Raw genomic sequence first — 17151 nt, forward strand, 5'->3', positions numbered from 1 at the left:
GGAGCGGGCCGCGAAGAAAACTCAGTACGAGGGGGCGCGCTGGTCGGTGTCCGTGCTGGCCGTCTCGTCGGACCGGAGCAGGTGTCGGCCGGGCACCGCCTCCGCGTCGCGGTCGAGGTCGCGGGCCGCGCAGACCGCGAGGGTGGTCGTGAGCGTGCGGACGGCGCGCTCGTGGTCGGCGCGGCAGTCCCGGAGGGCTATCGGGCCGATTCCCAGTCGGTTGTACGGTTCGAGGTCGGCGCTCGTGAGTATCCCGCCGTCGCGGTAGTCCGTGGCGATTTCCACGAGCAGCGAGTGGACGTGGATGAGCTCGTTTTTCTTCATTGGTTGCACGTATGTGCTCATCGGGGGTAAATGACGCGGTGAAGCGTTTTTTCGGTCTTGTATCTGCCTCGGCTAGAAATGAATGTATCTGTCGGAGACACGAACGAAACACCCGCGGCTCGTCGGTCGATTCCGCGGAAAGGGAGTTGGGGTTTGGGCAGGGACACGTCCCCTGGGCGGAGAGAGGGGGTGGGTTGTCGATTCCGCCGTGGGGGCGTGCGGGCACGACGAGTGACCCGGGCAGGTCACTGTGGCCATATAGTCGAATGGAACGGTTAGTAGTAATTCACAACCCTACGTGGTTAGGCTCGATTCGAGCCGACCGAGAAACGCACAAGTCGGTGGGGGTTAGAGTCGGGGTATGCACGCACGACGGGACGCCGGTCCGCGGGGGGGTCGAGAGGGATGACAGACGGCTCTCCGCGGTCGGTCGACGAGCCGTCGGCGGCCGAGCGCGAACTGCGCCAGCGGCTCGACATCCTCGCGACGTTCAACGAAGTGATTGCGGACGTGAACGAGACCATCGTCGACGCCGCCGAGCGGGCGGACATCGAACGGCAGGTCTGCGAGCGACTCGTTCAGACCGACGAACTCCGGTTCGCGTGGGTCGGCGTCGTCGACGAGACGACCGGCGACGTGGAGCCGACCGCGTGGGCCGGCGACGAGGACGGCTACCTCGACGAGATAGACGTGTCGGTGGCGGCGGACCGGCCCGAGGGTAACGGTCCCGTCGGCCGCGCGGTCCGGTCGAACGCGGTGCAGGCGACCCACAGCATCCCCGACGACCCGGCGTTCGGCCCGTTCCGAGAGCCGGCGCTCGAACGCGGCTACGGCTCGGCGGCGTCGGTGCCGCTCGTCTACGACGGCGCCCGCTACGGCGTGCTCACGATGTACGCCGAACACGAGCGGGCGTTCACCGCGGAGCTCGACGAGCCGATTTCGAACCTCGGCCACGCCGTCGCCCACGGCATCGACACCCACGTCCGGCGGGAGCGCGAGCGCGAACTCGAACGCCGCGAGCAGGCGTTTTCGCGCATCGTCGAGAACATCGAGGAGTACGCGCTGTTCCGCCTCGACGCCGCGGGGCGCGTCGAGAGCTGGAACCGCGGCGCGGCGGCCATCAAGGGCTACGACGCCGACGAGATACTCGGGAAACACATCGAGACGTTCTACACCGACGAAGACGCCGAAGACGGCCTTCCCGAGCGCCTTCTCGACCGAGCGCGGACCGAGGGCCGGGCGGAAAACGAGGGGTGGCGCGTCCGGGCCGACGGCACCCGCTTTTGGGCGTCCGTCACCATCACCGCCCTGACCGACGACGCCGGCGAGGTCATCGGTTTCGCCAAGGTAACGCACGATATGACCGAGCGGAAGCGCCGCGAGCAACAGCTCGACGCGGTGTTCAACAGCACCGTCCAGTACATCGGACTGGTCGAGCCAGACGGCACGGTGCTCCGGGTGAACGACGCCGCGCTCGACCTCGTCGACGCCGACCGCGACGACCTGGTGGGGACGCGGGCGTGGGAGACGCCGTGGTGGCGCGGTGACGACGAGCGCGTCGCCGACCTCCGGGCCGCCCTCGACCGCGCGGCGGACAGGGAGTTCGTCCGCTACGAGGTCGAAATCGACCGCGAGAACACCGACCGACTGGTCGTCGTCGACTTCTCTGTCACGCCGGTCACCGACGACGAGGGCGAGGTGTCGTTTCTGGTCCTCGAAGGCCACGACATCACCGCCCGCAAGGAGCGGGAGCGGGAGCTGCGACGCGAACAGGAGCGACTGGAGTTCGTCAACCGCATCATCCGCCACAACCTCCTCAACGGCTTGAACGTGGTCGGCGCGCGGGCGGACATCGTCGAGGAGTTCGTGGACGACGCGGGGCTGACCCACCTCGACACGATACAGGGGCGCGTCCGCGAGATGACCGAACTCGTCGGGACGATGCGGACGTTCATGAAAGTCATCGTCGAGCGGGAGTCTCACGAGTTCCGCCCGCGTCGAATCGACGAGGCGGTCGGCCACGGCGTGGAGTCGCTCCGGCGGGAGTCCGACGCCGCGAGCGTCGCCGTCGGGCGACTGCCGGAGATCTCGGTCGTCGCCGACGACCTGCTGGACGAGGTCGTCGAGCACCTGCTGAAAAACGCCGTCCAGCACAACGACAAGCCGGACCCCGCGGTCGAAGTCGAGGTGGCCGCCGGCGACGACGCGGTCGAACTCCGCGTCTCCGACAACGGGCCGGGCGTCCCCGACGAGGAGAAACACCGCATCGTCGACCAGCGCATCGAGGACCTGTCGAACCCGGGCAACGGCTTCGGGCTGTTTCTGGTCCGCGAAATCGTCGAGAGCTACGGCGGCACGGTCGAAATCGAGGACAACGACCGCGGCGGAGCCACGTTCGTCGTCACGCTCCCGCGGGCGTGAGTTCGCCCCCGAACAGGACCGCTTCAGTCGGGGAGTAATCCGACGGCGAAGACCGCCGACTCGGGTCGCCGTACCGCCTAAATTCCACCTGTTTCGATGGGCAGATATATTACCGTCCGCCGTTACTGTGTGTTCGATACGATGGTCACCGAACGCTCGGCGCGCGAGAGCCCCGACCAGCGGGCCGCCGAGCAGGTCGTCCTCGTCGTCGACGACGACGAGGACCTCGCAGACACCTGCCGGTACTGGCTCGACGGCGAGCGGTTCGCCGTCGAGACAGCCTACGGTGGAGCGGAAGCGCTCTGCCGACTCGACGACACGGTCGACGTGGTCCTCCTCGACCGCCGGATGCCGAACGTCACGGGCGACGACGTGCTCGAAGAGATTCGCGAGCGCGGCCTCGACTGCCGCGTGGCGATGATGACCGCGGTCGAGCCGGACACCGACATCGTCGAGATGCCGTTCGACGCCTACCTCGTCAAGCCCGTCTCGGAGTCGGAGGTCAAAGAGACGGTCGAAGAGCTGCTCGTTCGGTCGGGGTTCGAGTCCGGGGTCCGCGAGTACTTCGCGCTCGAATCCACCGAGGCGGCGCTCGACAGCCGCGACGTAGAGGAGCTTCGCGAGCCGGAGGCGCTTTCGGACCTCCGCAGTCGCTTGGAGGCGGTGCGGGCCGAACACGAGGCGGCGATTCGAAACCGCGAGGCGCAGCTCGACCGCCTGAACCGAACGAACGAACTGCTCCGCGACGTCGACCGGGCGCTCATCGACGCGCGGACCCGCGACGAAATCGAACAGACCGTCTGCGACGTGGTCGCGGACGCGCACGAGGCCGCCGTCGTCCTCAGGCGCACCGCCGCCGGCACGCTGCGGTGTACCGCGGCGGCGGGCCACGGTCTCGACCCCGCGGGCGTCGACCTCGACTTCGTCGACGAGGCGTTCGGCGTCGACGGGGCGGTCGAAGACGGCTTCGTCTTCGAGGATATCTCCGAGGCGCACCGCGCGGCCGTACTCGGCGACGACGCCGACGACCTCGACGCGGTCTCGGCGCTCTGTGTTTCCATCGACTACCGCGAGACGATGTACGGCGCGCTCGTCGTCTACGACGAGACCGACGGCTTCGACGACGAGTCCGCGGGGCTGTTTTCCGACCTCGGGGCGACCGTCGGCAACGGCATCAACGCGACCCAGAGCAAGCGGCTTCTCAACGGCGACAGCGTCGTCGAACTGGAGTTTCAGGTCGGCCGCGACGCCGGCGTGCTCGCCCGCCTCTCGGCGGCGCTCGACTGCCAACTCTCGCTCGACGGCGTGACCCGCCTCGACGACGGTCTCGCTTGCTTCGTCAGCGTCGCGGGCGCGTCGGGCAGCGACGCGGTCGCGGCCGCGGTCGACGCCGACGGCGTCTCGCAGGCCCGCGTCGTCTCCGAGGGCGACGGGGAGTCCGTCGTCGAACTCCGCACCGACGCCGAGGCGGCGCTTTCGACCGCCATCGACCACGGCGCGAGCGTGGAGCAACTGACGCTCTCGGAAGGGACCGGCAGTCTCGCGCTCCGCGTCGCGGCCGACGCCGACCACGGCGCGCTCGTGGAGGCGGTGGCGACGGCCGCACCGGGCGTCTCAGTCGTCGCGAAGCGCGAGGTCGAGCGGTCCGTCCAGTCGCCCGACTCCTTCCGGCGGGCGCTCGACTCGAAGCTGACCGACCGGCAGCGGACGGTCCTCGAAACGTCGCTCGTCTCCGGCTACTTCGAGTGGCCCCGGGGGAGCACGGCCGAGGAGGTCGCCGACTCGCTCGGTATCTCGCCGCCCACGCTCCACGAGCACCTCCGGACGGCGGAGCGAAAGCTCATCGAGACGTATTTCGACGAGCTGAATCCAGCGCCGGCGGACGACTGAGGCGGGCGGGAGCGAGCGACCGAGGAGAGTTAGTCGAGTGTTGCTTCGGGCGTGTCGTCGATGAGTCGAGCGGCGGCGTCGAACACGTCGCCTTTGGTGACGGGTTTCGTGAGCACGTCGTCGACCGGGAGGGCGGTTAGCTCGTCGTCGGGCGTGGCGCTGAGCATGACGACGCCGAACGACGCCGGGTCGGCTCGGCGGCGGAGTTCTTCGAGGACGGACTCGCCGGAGAGACCGGGGAGGTTGCGGTCGAGAAAGACGAGGTCGACGTCGTCGTCGAACGACTGGAGCGCCTCGCGCCCGGTGTAGGCGACCCGGACGCGGTAGCGTCGTTCGAGCCACAGCGCGAGGCTGTCGGCGAGGGCGGCCTCGTCGTCGACGAGGAGGACGGTCGGCGCGTCGTGAGTGTGAGTCTGTGTCATGGCTCGGACCGTGGCTACGGTGTCTCGGAGGCGGTCGTGCGGGCTCGGAGGCGGTCGGTCGAGAGCGGTCGTCGAGCGGCGCGGGTGTCGCTCACGCGTCGTTCATGCGCTGCGACTGCGTGTTGCCACAGCGCGTACAGCGCGTGACGCGGTACGGCTCGCGGGAGAACTGACGGTTCTCGCGCTTCCGACTCTCCGTCTTGATTTCGATGGAGACGTCGTGCGGCGTCCGCGACTCACACGACGGGCACTCTTCGACGAACTCGTTGTTTCGGGGACTGCTTTTACTCTTCGACATACGGTGGTCGTGGCAGTAGCTATGGACCCTATGCGGTTGAATACGGAACCTAATTGATTTGGGACGCGGACCAATCGAGGGGCGGCGGCCGCTCGTCGGCCGAGAAGACCTACTCCGCGGGGACGATTTTCTCGTCGTACTTGTCGCGGAACTCCTGGATGAGCGTGCCCATCTGGGCGTACCAGTCGTTGAGCATTCGCTGCATATCGTCCGCGACCTCGTTGGGGTCGGTCGGGTGGTAGACGTGGTAGTAGCCGCCGTGTTCGTAGTTCACCTGTTGTTTCTGGATGAGGCCCGCCTGCAACAGGCGCTGGATGGAGCGGTAGGCGGTCGAACGCTCCCGTTCGACCGCTTCGGCGACCTCGTCGACGGTCAGGCGGTCGTCGGTCTCGACGAGCACCTCGAAACACCGTCGGTCGAGTTGCTTCAGTCCGTGGAGACATTCGAGGAGTCCCTCACACTCCATGTCCGATTGCAGGTATTCGACCATCGAGCTAGCCATTGTCGGTTCGGGCTACGTGGTCAGCCCTGAAAAGGGTTTGTATAGTTTGCACAACACCGAGTGGGGGACGGCGACCCGGTGTGGCGGATTCGCGTTCGATGCGAGTGCGGTTCGCGTTCGAGTCGGTGCGGTCAGTCGGCGGTCGAACTCCCGGCAGTCGAGGGCGCGCGCATGGACTTGACGGCGCTGTAAAGCACCGCGCCGGAGACCATGAGCGCCGACCCGAGGATGAGCGCGAGGCTGACGTAGTCGAGGACGCCCACGCCGAGATAGTTCCCGGCCTGTCGCACGGCGACAGCGAGCGCGCCGAGAAGCAGCATCAGGCCGAAGTAAATCTTGATTTCGTCCTCGTCGACGATGGAGGTCGCCGCGGAGCCGACGCGCGCGCCGAGCGCGGAGCCGGCGAGCAGCGGCGCGACGATAGAGAGGTCGACGCCGCCGGACTGCGCGTAGAGGAACGAGCCGATGCCGCCCGAGAACATGATTTCGAACAGGTCGGTCCCGACCGCGATGGGTACGGGGACGCCGATGAGGTAGAACAGGGCGGGCATCCGGATGAAGCCGCCGCCGACGCCGAGGAACCCCGAGAGGAGCCCCGTGGCGAACGCGACGAGCAGAATCATCCACAGCGAGACCTGCACGCCCCCGCGGAGCGTTATCATCGGCGGCAGCGAGTAGCTCTGAATCTTCTTCGCCAGCTCGGGGATGTCGTCAGCGTCGACGTCGGCGTCGCCGTCTACGTCGTGGCTGACGCCGCCGCCGTCGCCGCCTTTCAGCGCCTCGTAGGTGACGAACAGCCCGATACCGCCGAGGAGCAGCACGTACGTGACGCTGATGATGTTGCCGGCGAGTCCGAGTTCTTCGAGGTAGAGGACGATTTCCTTCCCGACTTCGAGGCCGACCGTGGTCCCGATAATCATCGAGATACCGAGTTTGTAGTCGACTTGCCCGAGGTCGCGGTGTTTCAGCGTCGCGATGACGGAGGTCCCGAAGACGAACGCGAGCCCGGAGCCGACGGCCACGCGCGAGGGATAGCCCATGACGAGCAGCGCGGGCGTCACGAGGAACGACCCGCCCATGCCGAAGAAGCCGAACAGGACGCCGATGAGGACGCCGAACGCGACGAAAAGCGCCAGCAGCCCGGCCGACATGCCGAATAGCTCCAGCACGCTCACTCACCACCGATTGCTTTCCGCACGGTCGGGCCGAGCGCCGCGGTCAGCGCGCCGTAGCCGACGTACAGCACCATCGCCTCGACGAGGACGACGCCGACGAGCGCGGCGGCCTGCGCGTTCCCGCCCAGCGTCTCGATTCCGAACATCTTACCAGCACCCCTCGGGGCGCCCGGAGTGTATTGCACGCATCATACTTTCTTGTACATGGCTGGCTAACCGGAGTGAGGATATAACGCTTTTGGGAATACTATACAAGACCATATTGCTATCGCATACGTATAAGTTACAGGGTGAACACACAGATACCACTCAGCCGAGTCATATTTTGTATCAGGCGACGTTACGAACATATTTGTCCGCTATCTATGACAAAAATAGTTATTTGATTATTGTACAATACTATCTTCTCAAATGTCGAATTGGAGATATCACACCCGAGAGACGCTCACAGCGTTGTTTTCGGGGGCTACGGCGAGCGTCGAACGGTCCGCGGCTGGCGACGACAGACGCCAACCGCTCGACGGCGCGCGCGAGTCGAGTCGAGTCGAGTCGAGTCGAGTCGTCGCCCGGGACAGCGGTTCACCGATGGGGGCGTCGGGTGCTTCGTCGCCGTCGCTCCGCGGTCGAGAGGTGAAAGCAGGAAACGAGCGAAATCCGATTCGGCGGGGGCGGCTCAGTCGGCGGCCGTGCCGGTCGCCGCGCTGTCGGCGCGGCGAGCGCGCCAGAGCCCCTGGAGGTACGCGCCGACGAACATCCCGCCGATGGCGATGAAGATTGGGTAGTTGCCGACGCCGAGGCTGGCGTAGGCCGCGCCGGGGCAGATGCCCGAGATGCCCCAGCCGGCTCCGAAGACGACCCCGCCGACGACGACGTTCTTGTCGAACGACTTCAGCCGGCGGCCGTAGTCGCGTCCGGTGAGGGGCGCGCGGTCACCGAACGCCTCGGCGAGCGCGAAGACGGTCCCGGTGACGACGGCGGCCCCGCCCATCACGAAGACGAGGCCGAAGTCGTCGAACTGGAGGAAGTCGAGGACGACCTCCGGGCGGGCCATGTTGCTGACGGCGAGGCCGAACCCGAATATCAGGCCGCCCGCGACGACGACCAACATGAACCCGAGTCCGCGTTCGTCGTCGCTCACGGCGACACCCCCAGCGCGCTCAGGAGCTGTGCGACCCCGATGGCGACGAGCATGAAGGTGGCGACGTTGACGAGCGAGGTCCGCGAGCGCGAGCCGACGCCGCAGACCCCGTGGCCGGACGTACACCCCTTCCCGATGCGGGTGCCGACGCCGACGAGCACGCCGCCGACGGCGAAGCGCCACGGCTGCACGTCGGAGACCCACCAGCCGTCACCGAACAGGACGGTGTAGAGCGCGGCCCCGGCGACGATGCTCAGGGTGAACACGACCCGCCAGTCCCGCGAGGCGACGTACTTCGCCTTGTTGAACCGCGGGAGGTCGGAGACGTACGACAGCGTCGATTCGAGGAAGGTGCTCGCGCCGGCGATGACGCCCGTCCCGAGGTAGATGACGGCGGTCCCGAGTCCGATGAGGAGGCCGCCGAGCGCGTAGTGCGCGATGCCGTTCGGGAAGAGCCCGTCGACGAGGAGCGGCGTCAGACCCGACATTTAGTTCGTCAGGGCTTCGTTGCTGGCCGCGCAGTTGTTCGGCCCGAGTTCGAGCTCGAAGGCGCGGTCGTCGTCCGACTCCTGCACGCCGAGGTTCGTCTCGATGATGTCCACGTAGTTGGCCGGCCGCGGCGGCATATCCGAGAGGATGAACTCCACGAACTCGTCTTTGGGCATCGACAGTGCATTCATCGTCTCCTTCAGTTCCCCGAGCGTGGCGGTGTAGCTGCCGTCGTCGGCCGGGATTGCCGCGTCGCTGAAGTGCGCGGAGGCGACGATGGCGTCGTCGTCGTGCGAGAGGACGCGCTCCTGAAGCGAGTCGTAGAGCATCCCGGCCGCGTCGGGCGCGCCCTCGTCGCCGTCTTCGAGGTCGGGGCGGGCGACCGACTCGATGAACAGGCCGTCGCCCGTGAACAGCACGTTGTCGACCGCGTAGGTCGTCATGCCGGTCGTGTGGCCGGGCGTGTGGATGGCCTCGATGTCGGTGTCGCCGACGGTGCGCGTCTCGCCGTCCGCGATGGTCTCGTAGGGCGTGTCGTAGTCGACGCCGCGGGCTTCGGCGGCCTCGGGGATGACGCCCGTGACGCCGTGGTCTTCGACCAGCGTGCGGACCCCGCTGATGTGGTCGGCGTGGATGTGCGTGTCGACGGCGTACGTCAGTTCCGCGCCGAGCGCCTTCGCGTCGGCGACGTACTCGTCGGCGAAGTAGCGAAGCGGGTCGACGACGGCGGCCTCGTCGCCGTCGACGACGAGGTACGCCAGACAGCCGCTGGAGGGGCGCTGGTACTGCGCGACGAGCGCGTCGCCGTCGGTCTCCAGTTCGGTGTACTCGTAGATGCTCGCCCAGCCGTTCATGCCGCGTTCGAGCGCCACGGCGTCGTAGCCCTCCTGAATGAGCAGTCCGGCGACGTACTCCGAGGAGTGGCCCTTCGCACAGAGGACGACGAACTCCTCGTCTTCGGGCAGCTCTTCGAACAGCGACTCGTCGAGCTCCTCGTCGAGGAACTCGAAGTAGGGGATGTTGACGTGCGAAACGTTCTCGCCGTCGATGCGCCAGTCCTCGTGTTCCGAGGGAACGCGGTTGTCGAGGATGGTCAGCGCCTCGCCCTCGTCGATGCGGGCTTTCAGCGCCTCGGGTTCGATGACTGGCACGTCGACGTCGAGTTCCGGCAGGTCTGGAACGGTCATGTATGCATCACCCACTATCGGGTGGTTCGACTTAAGCTTTCGGATGGTAGTTTGTATTTCGTGCAATATTCATCTCGTGGAGACCGGCCGGGACTAGTGCGATTTCGCACCTACGGGAGCACACAATGGCTCTACTACCCAAGAAACGCCGGTTTCAACGCCTATCGACGATTCCGATAAGGTATTGTGGTGTCTCCCCAAGAACCGACACACTTTTACGAAGCACCCTTATATTGTGGAATACACCCAACATAGGTGACCTCGAAAATGAGTACATACGAACCCACCGAGACCCTCGACGTGAAAGGACTGTCCTGCCCGATGCCCGTCGTCAAGACCCGCGGCGCGGTCGACGACCTCGAAAGCGGCGAGATTCTGCAGGTCGTCGCGACCGACTCCGGCAGCATGAGCGACCTGAAGGGTTGGGCCGACGCCACCGACGGCGTTGCCATGCTCGACCAGGAAGAGGCCGAGGAAGACGGCGACGCGGTCTTCCGCCACTTCATCCAGAAGGAATGAGCTCGGACGCCGACGCGCCCGTCGACGCGGGAGCCGCCTCCGTCGAAGACCTCCGAGCGCGGGTCCAAGCCCTGCAAGAAGAGGTCTCCGACCTCCGGGAGGCGACCGACGACGACGGCCAGAAGTCGATGACCATCATCGCGACCAAAGGCACCCTCGACATGGCGTACCCGCCGCTCATCCTCGCCAGCACGGCGGCCGCCTTCGGCTGGGATGTCGTGGTCTTCCACACGTTCTGGGGACTCGACATCCTCCACGAGGAGAAGTCGAAGAACCTGAAGCTCAGCGCGGTCGGCAACCCGAGCATGCCGATGCCGAACGCCGTCGCCGCGTTGCCGTTCATGGACAACGTCGCCACGAGCATGATGGAAAAGAAAATCAAGGAAAACGGGACCGCGACCGTCGAGGAACTCATCGAAACCTCCCTCGACATGGGCGTCGACCTCCAGGCCTGCCAGATGACCATCGAGCTGATGGGCTACGACGAAGCCGAGTTCTACGACGGCGTCACCACCGGCGTCGGCGCGGCGACGGCCCTCCAGCACATGGCCGACGCCGACGTGCAACTCATGATTTAGGCCGGCCGTCGTCTCCACCAGCCATCCAATCCCCCTCCTTCACCCACTCCACCCCACCATCCCCTGCGGTTCCCGTTTTGTTTTTCGACGCGACGAGAGCTGTCGCTGTCACCTGTTCGGCGGGTGAGTCCGAAAATCAGAGCCGACCGCGTCGACCGCGCCGTCGTCCGATTCAGACGTTCCAGCCGTCGCCAAACGACTCGAAACGGGCGAGGTCGTGGCCGAACAGCACGTCGCCGCCGGTCCGGCGTTCGAGTTCCTTCACCGTCTGGAGGCTCTCGAACCAGTCGCGCTCGCTCCACAGCAGGCCGGGGCCGAGCGGCACTTCGTCCGTGTAGTTGCCCTCGACGTAGCACTCGTCGCCCGCGACGAGCACGTCGCCGTCGGGCGTTTCGATGTGCGCGCCCAGCACGCCGGGGGTGTGACCCGGCAGGTGAACGAGTCGGAAGCCGTCGAACAGCGTGTGTTCGTCGCCGTGGACGACGTGCCAGTTCAGGTCGTGGTCGAAGTCCGAGGCGAGGTACGCGATGGAGCCCTCTGTCGTCTTCGCCGAGTAGTAGGCGAACTTCAGTTCCTCCTCGTGGACGTATATCGGCACGTCTGTGCCCGCGAACTCGACGAGGCCGCCCGCGTGGTCGAGGTGCAGGTGGCTCATCACCACCGCGTCGATGTCGGCGGGGTCGTAGCCGACCGCGCCGAGGTCGTCTTCGAGCGTGTGGTCCGCGGCGTCGACGTGCGAAAACGCCTCGTACAACGGGTCGGGCCAGTAGCCGTCGCCGGCGGCCGGGTTCGAGCCGGTGTCCCACAGCACCGTCCGGTCGGGGCCGTCGACGACGGCGTTCCAGACGACGAACTCGCTCATCTCGTGGTCGGGGTTCGGATTCGACGCGCTCCCCATGGAGTAGCCGTCGAGGACGTAGCCGGTGTCGGCGTGGACGCGGCCGCGGTCGACCAGGTGGACGCTGATATCACCCATATTCCGGGGTTAGGACGGAGCCGGCATAACCGTTCAGGCAGTCAATATATCTTCGTCGGGCACTAGAGATACGCGTCGTTCCGGCCCGCGCCGTGTCGGCCCGCGCGGCGAACGCGGTCGACGAGCGACGGTGAAAACCCGGAGCGAACGGTCGCTACGCTACTGACCGGGGCCGACTTCCTCGAACGGTTGGACGATGACGAAGCCGCCCTCGCCCGCGAATTCGAGCTGGTAGGACTCGCCCGACGAGCGGCCGAGCAGCCCCTTGATGTCGATGTCGCGGTTCGACGAGGGCGAGACGTTGCCGCTCCACGCGACGGTCGCGTTGGGGTCGGTCTTCGCCGGCGTCTGGAGGACGATGGGTTCGCCGTGGGTCGTGAGGGCGACGTGGCCGGGGCCTTCGAGGAAGACGTTGAACAGGCCGCCCGAGGAGGTGCCGGCGACGCTCGTCAGCATCTTGATGTCCCAGTTCACGCTCGACTCGAACGCGAGCACGTCGTTGCCGTTGACGCTCAGTTCCTCGCCCGCGTCGAGTTCGAGAATCTGGACCTCCTTGGCTTGGTCTGCGAGATAGAGGTGGCCGGTTCCGGTCGCCTGCATCATGACGTCGCCCTCGCCCGTGGCCTTCTTCTTGAGCATCCCTTTTAGGCCGCCGGCGGACTTGCGCTCGAAGGAGATGTCGCCGGTGTAGCCGACCATCGACCCGGCTTTCGCCATGACGTTCCCGTCGAGGGCCACGTCGAGGAGCTTCGAGTTTTCGAGTTCGAAGGAGTCGCCGCCTTCGGACGGTGCGTGCGCGCTGACGAATTCGTCTAAGTCCATTGAGTCACCGAGTCGCGGCCGAAAGCGACTCTACCGGAGAGGCGACTGTCAGGGGTATAGTTCTGTTTGCCGCGAAAAATCGGCCCGAACGGTCGACGTGGTCAGTCAGTCCCGACGGCTTCGGTGGCCGGGGGTCCAGTCGGCGTCGAGCGCCTCGTGGGTGAAGGGGACGGCGTCCTCGCCGGCGTAGGTGGCGACCAACTGGCCGTCGCCTTCGAGGTAGTACTTGTAGGTCGTCAGCCCTTCGAGACCGACCGGGCCGCGGGCGTGAATCTTGCCCGTCGAGATGCCCACCTCGGCGCCGAGGCCGTAGCGGTAGCCGTCGGCGAAGCGGGTCGAGGCGTTGTGGAAGACGCTGGCGGCGTCGACGCCGGTCATGAACGTCTCCGCACGCTCGGCGTCGTCGGTGACGATGGACTCGGTGTGTTTCGAGCCGTGGGCGTTGATGTGGTCGACCGCGTCGTACAGGTCCGAGACGACCTTGACGGAGAGTTCGAGGTCGCCGTACTCGGTGTCCCAGTCGTCGTCGGTCGCGGGGTCGATATCGACGTGTTCGCGGGTCGCCTCGTCGCCGCGGAGGACGACGCCCTCGTCGCGGTAGCGCTCGACGACCGTCGGCAGGAAGTCGGCGGCGACCGACTCGTCGACGAGGAGCGTCTCGACGGCGTTGCAGACCGCGGGGTACTGCACCTTCGCGTCGAGCGCGATGTCCGCGGCCATGTCGAGGTCGGCCGCCTCGTCGACGTAGACGTGACAGATGCCCTCGGTGTGGCCGAGGACGGGAATCTGGGTGTTGTCCTGGATGTAGCTGACGAACTCCGAGGAGCCGCGGGGCATCACGAGGTCGACCATGTCGTCGAGTTCGAGCAGGCGGTCGACCTCCTCGTGGGCTTCGATGAGCGTCGCCCAGCCGTCGGGCAGCTCCTCGGTGGCGGACAGAATCGTCTCGTACAGCACGCGGTTCGACTCGCTGGCCTCGCTGCCGCCCTTGAGGATGACGGCGTTGCCGGACTTCAGCGCCAGCGCGGCGATTTGGACCAGCGCGTCGGGCCGCGACTCGAAGATGGTCGCCACGACGCCGATGGGGACCGAGAGTTTGTACAGTTCGAGGTCCTCGTCCAGTTCGCGCGCTTCCAGCGTCTCGCCGAGCGGGTCGTCCTGCTCGGCGACGGACTCGACCATCCCGGCGATGTCGTCCAACTTCGCCTCGTCGAGTTTGAGGCGGTCCACGAGCGCCTGCGTGTACTCGCCGGCGGCGAGCATCGCCTCGGCCTCCTCGACGTCCTCGCGGTTGGCCGCGAGAATCGCCTCGCTGTTGTCGCGGATGGCGTCCGCGATGGCTCCGAGCGCGGCGTCGCGGTCGGCCGCGTCGACGTTGGCGAGGCGGAGCGCCGCCGACTGTGCCCGTTCGACCTGCGCGGTCGTGTCTCGCTCAGTCATCGAGTTCACCATCGAGGGGGAGGAACATTGTTCCCACCGATTCGCGCTCGGCTATCTTCGCCAGCACGTCGGGCTCGGTCGACCGCGCGATGACGGCGGGGATGCCGTACTCGGCGGCGTCGCGTGCGCCGCGGACCTTCGTCTGGATGCCGCCGAAGCCGCCGGTCGAGCTCGCGGTGACGATGTCCTCCACGTCGCTGTAATTGTCGCCGACGACTTCGATGCGCTCGGCGTCGGAGTCCTCCTTCGGATTGCCGGTGTAGACGCCGCCCACGTCGGTGAGCGTCACGAGCAGGTCGACGCCGATGCCGACCGCGATGTCCGACGAAATCATGTCGTTGTCTCCGATTTGGAGCTCTTCGGTGGCGACCGCGTCGTTCTCGTTGATGATGGGCACGACGCCCCACTCCAGCAGCGTCTCGACCGTGTTCCGGAAGTTGGTGAAGCGCTCGGGGTTCTCCAGGTCGTGCTGGGTGATGAGTATCTGGGCGACCTTCCGGTCGTAGCGCTCGAAGCTCTCGGTGTAGCGGTGCATGAGCAGGCTCTGGCCGACCGTCGACAGCGCCTGCGACGCTTCGAGAGTGTCGCGGTCCGCCGTGGGGTGGTCGAGCCGTCCGATGCCGGCCCCGACCGCGCCCGAGGAGACGAGCAGCACCTCCTTACCGCGCGAGAGCAGCGACTCAATGTCGTCGACGAGCTTGTCGAGTTTGTCGTCGTCGAGGTTGGAGTCCTCGTCGGTCAGCGAGTTGGTGCCGGCCTTGACGATGACGCGGTCCGCCTCGGCGGCGGCGTCGCGGGCGGCGGCGACCGCATCGGGGTCGACGGCCGCAGTCGACTCGGACGCCTCGGACGCCTCCGCCGTCTCGCTCAGTTCACTCATCAGCGAACTCCTCCGCGAGTTCCTTCGACCGACGCTCGGCCGCGACGACCGCCTCGGTGACGGCGTCGTCGGCGTCGCTGTCCCAGAGGACCTCCATCCCCTCGATGGTCGTCCCGTTCGGCGAGCAGACCGCGTCGATGAGTTCGTCGGCGGTGCGGTCGTCCTGGACGACGGTCTCGGCCGCGCCCTTGAACGTCTGAGCGGCGAGAATCTCGGCGTCTTCCTCGGAGAGTCCGCCCGCGATACCGGCCTGCGTGACGGCCTCGATGAGATAGAAGACGAAGGCCGGCCCGCTGCCGTTGACCGCGGTGGCGATATCCATCTGGGACTCTTCGACCTCGACGAACTCGCCCACGTCCGAGAGGAGTTCGCGGACCTCGTCGGTCAGGTCGCCGGTCGCCGCCGCCGCCATGTCGCGGGTCTCGGCGGCGAGGTTCGGCATGATGCGAACGACGCGGGCGTCGGTGTGCGCCTCGACGAACGCGGTCGGGACGCCCGCGGCGATGGTGACGAGAGTCTGGTCGGGAGACAAATCGAGTTCCGAGAGGACGGCCTCGACGATGTCGGGCTTGACCGCGACGAACACCACGTCGGCGTCGGCCGCGCGCGACACGTCGTCCGTCGTCTCTTCACAGTAGTCGGCGACCGCGGCGAGGGCGTCGGGGTCGAGGTCGCAGGCGACGACCGAGTGGCCGCCCGCCTTCCAGAGCCCGGTGAGGAGGGCGCTCCCCATGTTTCCGCAGCCGATAACGCTCGTGCGTACCATTGGTGCTGACTCAAGGTACGACGCTCAGATAGTAACTGCGTTCCGGTCAAGCCATGCCAAACCGGAAAACGAGTTGTCAGTTCCGGGGGCCGTGCCGGGGCCTGCTCACAGCCCGCCCTGCCGGTAGATGAGGTTGCGCTGAATCTCGTTTGCGCCCTCGTAGATGACCGGGATGCGCGCGTCGCGGTAGACCCGCGAAATCTTGTACTCGTTGAGGACCGACCGGCCGCCGTGGAGCTGCATGCCACGCTCGGCCACGTCGACCGCCGTCTCGGTCGATTTCGTCTTCGTTGCGGCCGCCCAGAAGCCGGCGTCCTCGCCGTTCGCGACCTTCTCGGCGGCGCGCCAGTTGAGCGCGCGGGCCGCCTCGAACTCCATGCGCATATCGGCGAGGATGTGCTGGACCGCTTGGAACTCCGAGACGCTGCGCCCGAACGCTTGCCGGTCGTGGACGAACTCCCACGTCTCCTCGATGGCGGCGGCCGCGAGGCCGAGGCTGTGGCCGCCGACGATGACGCGGCCGTGGTTGAAGAAGTCCGCGAGCATGTAGAAGCCGCCGCCCTCGGTGCCGATGAGGTTCTCCTCGGGCACCTCGCAGTCGTCGAAGACGATGTGGCCCTGCTTGGAGGCGCGCATACCCATCTTCTCGGGGATGTGTTCCGCCTCGTAGCCGGGCGTGTCGGTCGGCACGATGAACATCGAGTAGTTCGAGTAGCGGTCGTCGGTGTCGGCGGTCTTGGCGTACACCGTCAGCCAGTCGGCCTCGACGGCGTTGCCGACCCAGTACTTCTCGCCGTTGAGGACGTAGCCGTCGTCGGTCTTCTCGGCGGTCGTCTCCATGCCGGCCATGTCGGAGCCGGTCTGCGGCTCGGAGACCGCGAGCCCCGAAAGCTGCTCGTTTTCCGCGACCGGGCGGAGCCACTTCTCTTTCTGTTCTTCGCTGCCGTAGTGCTCCATAATCTCGCAGCCGAACGAGGCGAGCTGGAGCGTCAGCGCGATACCGGCGTCGGCGCGGTAGAACTCCTCGGAGATGGCGAGCATCTGCTGGAGGTCGAAACCCTTGCCGCCGTACTCCTCGGAGATGTCCTGTGCGACGAGCCCCGCGTCCATCCCCGCTTGGAGCACCTCGCGGGGGTACTCGCCGGACTCGTAGTAGTCCGCCGCGACCGGTTCGATGTGCGCTTCGGCGAACTCGCGGGCCTCCTGCTTGAGGTCGCGGGCGTGTTCGGGCACGATGGAGTCGTCGAGAAGTTCCATACCACGCCATGGAATCGTACAGTAAAAATAGGCATGGAACCAGTCTAAACTTCAAACTTGTTTTTTG

The 17151-nt window shown here is 66.6% G+C and carries 19 protein-coding genes; 4 read left to right on the forward strand and 15 right to left on the reverse strand.

The features are described 5' to 3' along the window. Positions 1-21: 21 nt before the first annotated feature. Entirely contained in the window at positions 22-324 is a 303-nt protein-coding gene (locus E4P24_RS07135) for a UPF0058 family protein (RefSeq protein ID WP_188148298.1), read from the reverse strand. Between the two features lie 405 nt (positions 325-729). Between E4P24_RS07135 and E4P24_RS07140 the strand changes: the two genes are divergently transcribed. Together E4P24_RS07140 and E4P24_RS07145 are read left to right on the forward strand one after the other, a co-directional pair. Further along, a complete protein-coding gene (locus E4P24_RS07140; protein WP_188148299.1) occupies positions 730-2745 on the forward strand; it encodes a PAS domain S-box protein in 2016 nt (671 codons plus the stop codon). A gap of 141 nt (positions 2746-2886) precedes the next feature. Further along, positions 2887-4635, forward strand: a complete 1749-nt coding sequence (locus E4P24_RS07145; protein ID WP_115802536.1) for a bacterio-opsin activator domain-containing protein — start codon at positions 2887-2889, stop codon at positions 4633-4635. 29 nt (positions 4636-4664) lie between these two features. Here E4P24_RS07145 and E4P24_RS07150 read toward each other — a convergent pair whose 3' ends face one another. The 8 genes from E4P24_RS07150 to E4P24_RS07185 form a co-directional block, all read right to left on the reverse strand. After that, positions 4665-5057, reverse strand: a complete 393-nt coding sequence (locus E4P24_RS07150; RefSeq protein ID WP_006600324.1) for a response regulator transcription factor — start codon at positions 5055-5057, stop codon at positions 4665-4667. A 91-nt stretch (positions 5058-5148) separates the two neighbouring features. After that, a complete protein-coding gene (locus E4P24_RS07155) occupies positions 5149-5355 on the reverse strand; it encodes a hypothetical protein (protein WP_004043580.1) in 207 nt (68 codons plus the stop codon). Between the two features lie 109 nt (positions 5356-5464). Next, positions 5465-5845, reverse strand: coding sequence for a helix-turn-helix domain-containing protein (locus tag E4P24_RS07160; RefSeq protein ID WP_004043579.1), 381 nt, complete (start codon positions 5843-5845; stop codon positions 5465-5467). A 143-nt stretch (positions 5846-5988) separates the two neighbouring features. Then, positions 5989-7008 carry a sulfite exporter TauE/SafE family protein gene (locus E4P24_RS07165; RefSeq protein WP_049896079.1) on the reverse strand — a complete coding sequence of 340 codons (1020 nt, stop codon included), beginning with the start codon at positions 7006-7008 and terminating at the stop codon, positions 5989-5991. Positions 7009-7028: 20 nt separating this feature from the next. Then, on the reverse strand, positions 7029-7178 hold the full coding sequence (locus tag E4P24_RS07170; protein WP_004043577.1) for a hypothetical protein: 150 nt from the start codon (positions 7176-7178) through the stop codon (positions 7029-7031). A gap of 527 nt (positions 7179-7705) precedes the next feature. Beyond that, positions 7706-8170: a DUF6691 family protein gene (locus E4P24_RS07175; RefSeq protein WP_115802537.1), complete on the reverse strand. Its 465-nt coding sequence runs from the start codon at positions 8168-8170 to the stop codon at positions 7706-7708. Then, positions 8167-8658: a YeeE/YedE family protein gene (locus tag E4P24_RS07180; RefSeq protein ID WP_004043575.1), complete on the reverse strand. Its 492-nt coding sequence runs from the start codon at positions 8656-8658 to the stop codon at positions 8167-8169. Before E4P24_RS07180 ends, E4P24_RS07175 begins: the two co-directional genes overlap by 4 nt. Further along, on the reverse strand, positions 8659-9846 hold the full coding sequence (locus tag E4P24_RS07185) for an MBL fold metallo-hydrolase (protein WP_188148300.1): 1188 nt from the start codon (positions 9844-9846) through the stop codon (positions 8659-8661). A 267-nt stretch (positions 9847-10113) separates the two neighbouring features. On the opposite strand from E4P24_RS07185, the gene E4P24_RS07190 reads away from it, so the two are divergent. Both E4P24_RS07190 and E4P24_RS07195 read left to right on the forward strand, forming a co-directional pair. Beyond that, positions 10114-10365 (forward strand): sulfurtransferase TusA family protein, encoded by a 252-nt coding sequence (locus tag E4P24_RS07190; protein ID WP_006600323.1) that lies wholly within the window; start codon positions 10114-10116, stop codon positions 10363-10365. Continuing rightward, positions 10362-10943, forward strand: a complete 582-nt coding sequence (locus tag E4P24_RS07195; RefSeq protein ID WP_004063485.1) for a DsrE/DsrF/DrsH-like family protein — start codon at positions 10362-10364, stop codon at positions 10941-10943. Before E4P24_RS07190 ends, E4P24_RS07195 begins: the two co-directional genes overlap by 4 nt. Before the next feature lie 172 nt (positions 10944-11115). Here the strand turns inward: E4P24_RS07195 and E4P24_RS07200 are convergent, their stop codons facing one another. The 6 genes from E4P24_RS07200 to E4P24_RS07225 all read right to left on the reverse strand — a co-directional run bounded on the left by E4P24_RS07200 (position 11116) and on the right by E4P24_RS07225 (position 17084). Then, positions 11116-11919, reverse strand: coding sequence for an N-acyl homoserine lactonase family protein (locus E4P24_RS07200; RefSeq protein ID WP_008605341.1), 804 nt, complete (start codon positions 11917-11919; stop codon positions 11116-11118). 159 nt (positions 11920-12078) lie between these two features. Continuing rightward, complete coding sequence (locus E4P24_RS07205) at positions 12079-12741, reverse strand: AIM24 family protein (RefSeq protein ID WP_188148301.1); 663 nt, start codon at positions 12739-12741, stop codon at positions 12079-12081. Positions 12742-12846: 105 nt separating this feature from the next. Next, positions 12847-14181: a glutamate-5-semialdehyde dehydrogenase gene (locus E4P24_RS07210; RefSeq protein WP_115859950.1), complete on the reverse strand. Its 1335-nt coding sequence runs from the start codon at positions 14179-14181 to the stop codon at positions 12847-12849. Then, positions 14174-15061 (reverse strand): glutamate 5-kinase, encoded by an 888-nt coding sequence (gene proB / locus E4P24_RS07215; protein ID WP_004063480.1) that lies wholly within the window; start codon positions 15059-15061, stop codon positions 14174-14176. Before proB ends, E4P24_RS07210 begins: the two co-directional genes overlap by 8 nt. Further along, positions 15054-15827: a pyrroline-5-carboxylate reductase gene (gene proC, locus E4P24_RS07220; protein ID WP_008578258.1), complete on the reverse strand. Its 774-nt coding sequence runs from the start codon at positions 15825-15827 to the stop codon at positions 15054-15056. Before proC ends, proB begins: the two co-directional genes overlap by 8 nt. Positions 15828-15932: 105 nt before the next feature. Beyond that, entirely contained in the window at positions 15933-17084 is a 1152-nt protein-coding gene (locus tag E4P24_RS07225; protein ID WP_004063476.1) for an acyl-CoA dehydrogenase family protein, read from the reverse strand. Positions 17085-17151: the final 67 nt, after the last annotated feature.

This window comes from Haloferax sp. AS1, assembly GCF_014530665.1.
Lineage (GTDB): Archaea > Halobacteriota > Halobacteria > Halobacteriales > Haloferacaceae > Haloferax > Haloferax volcanii.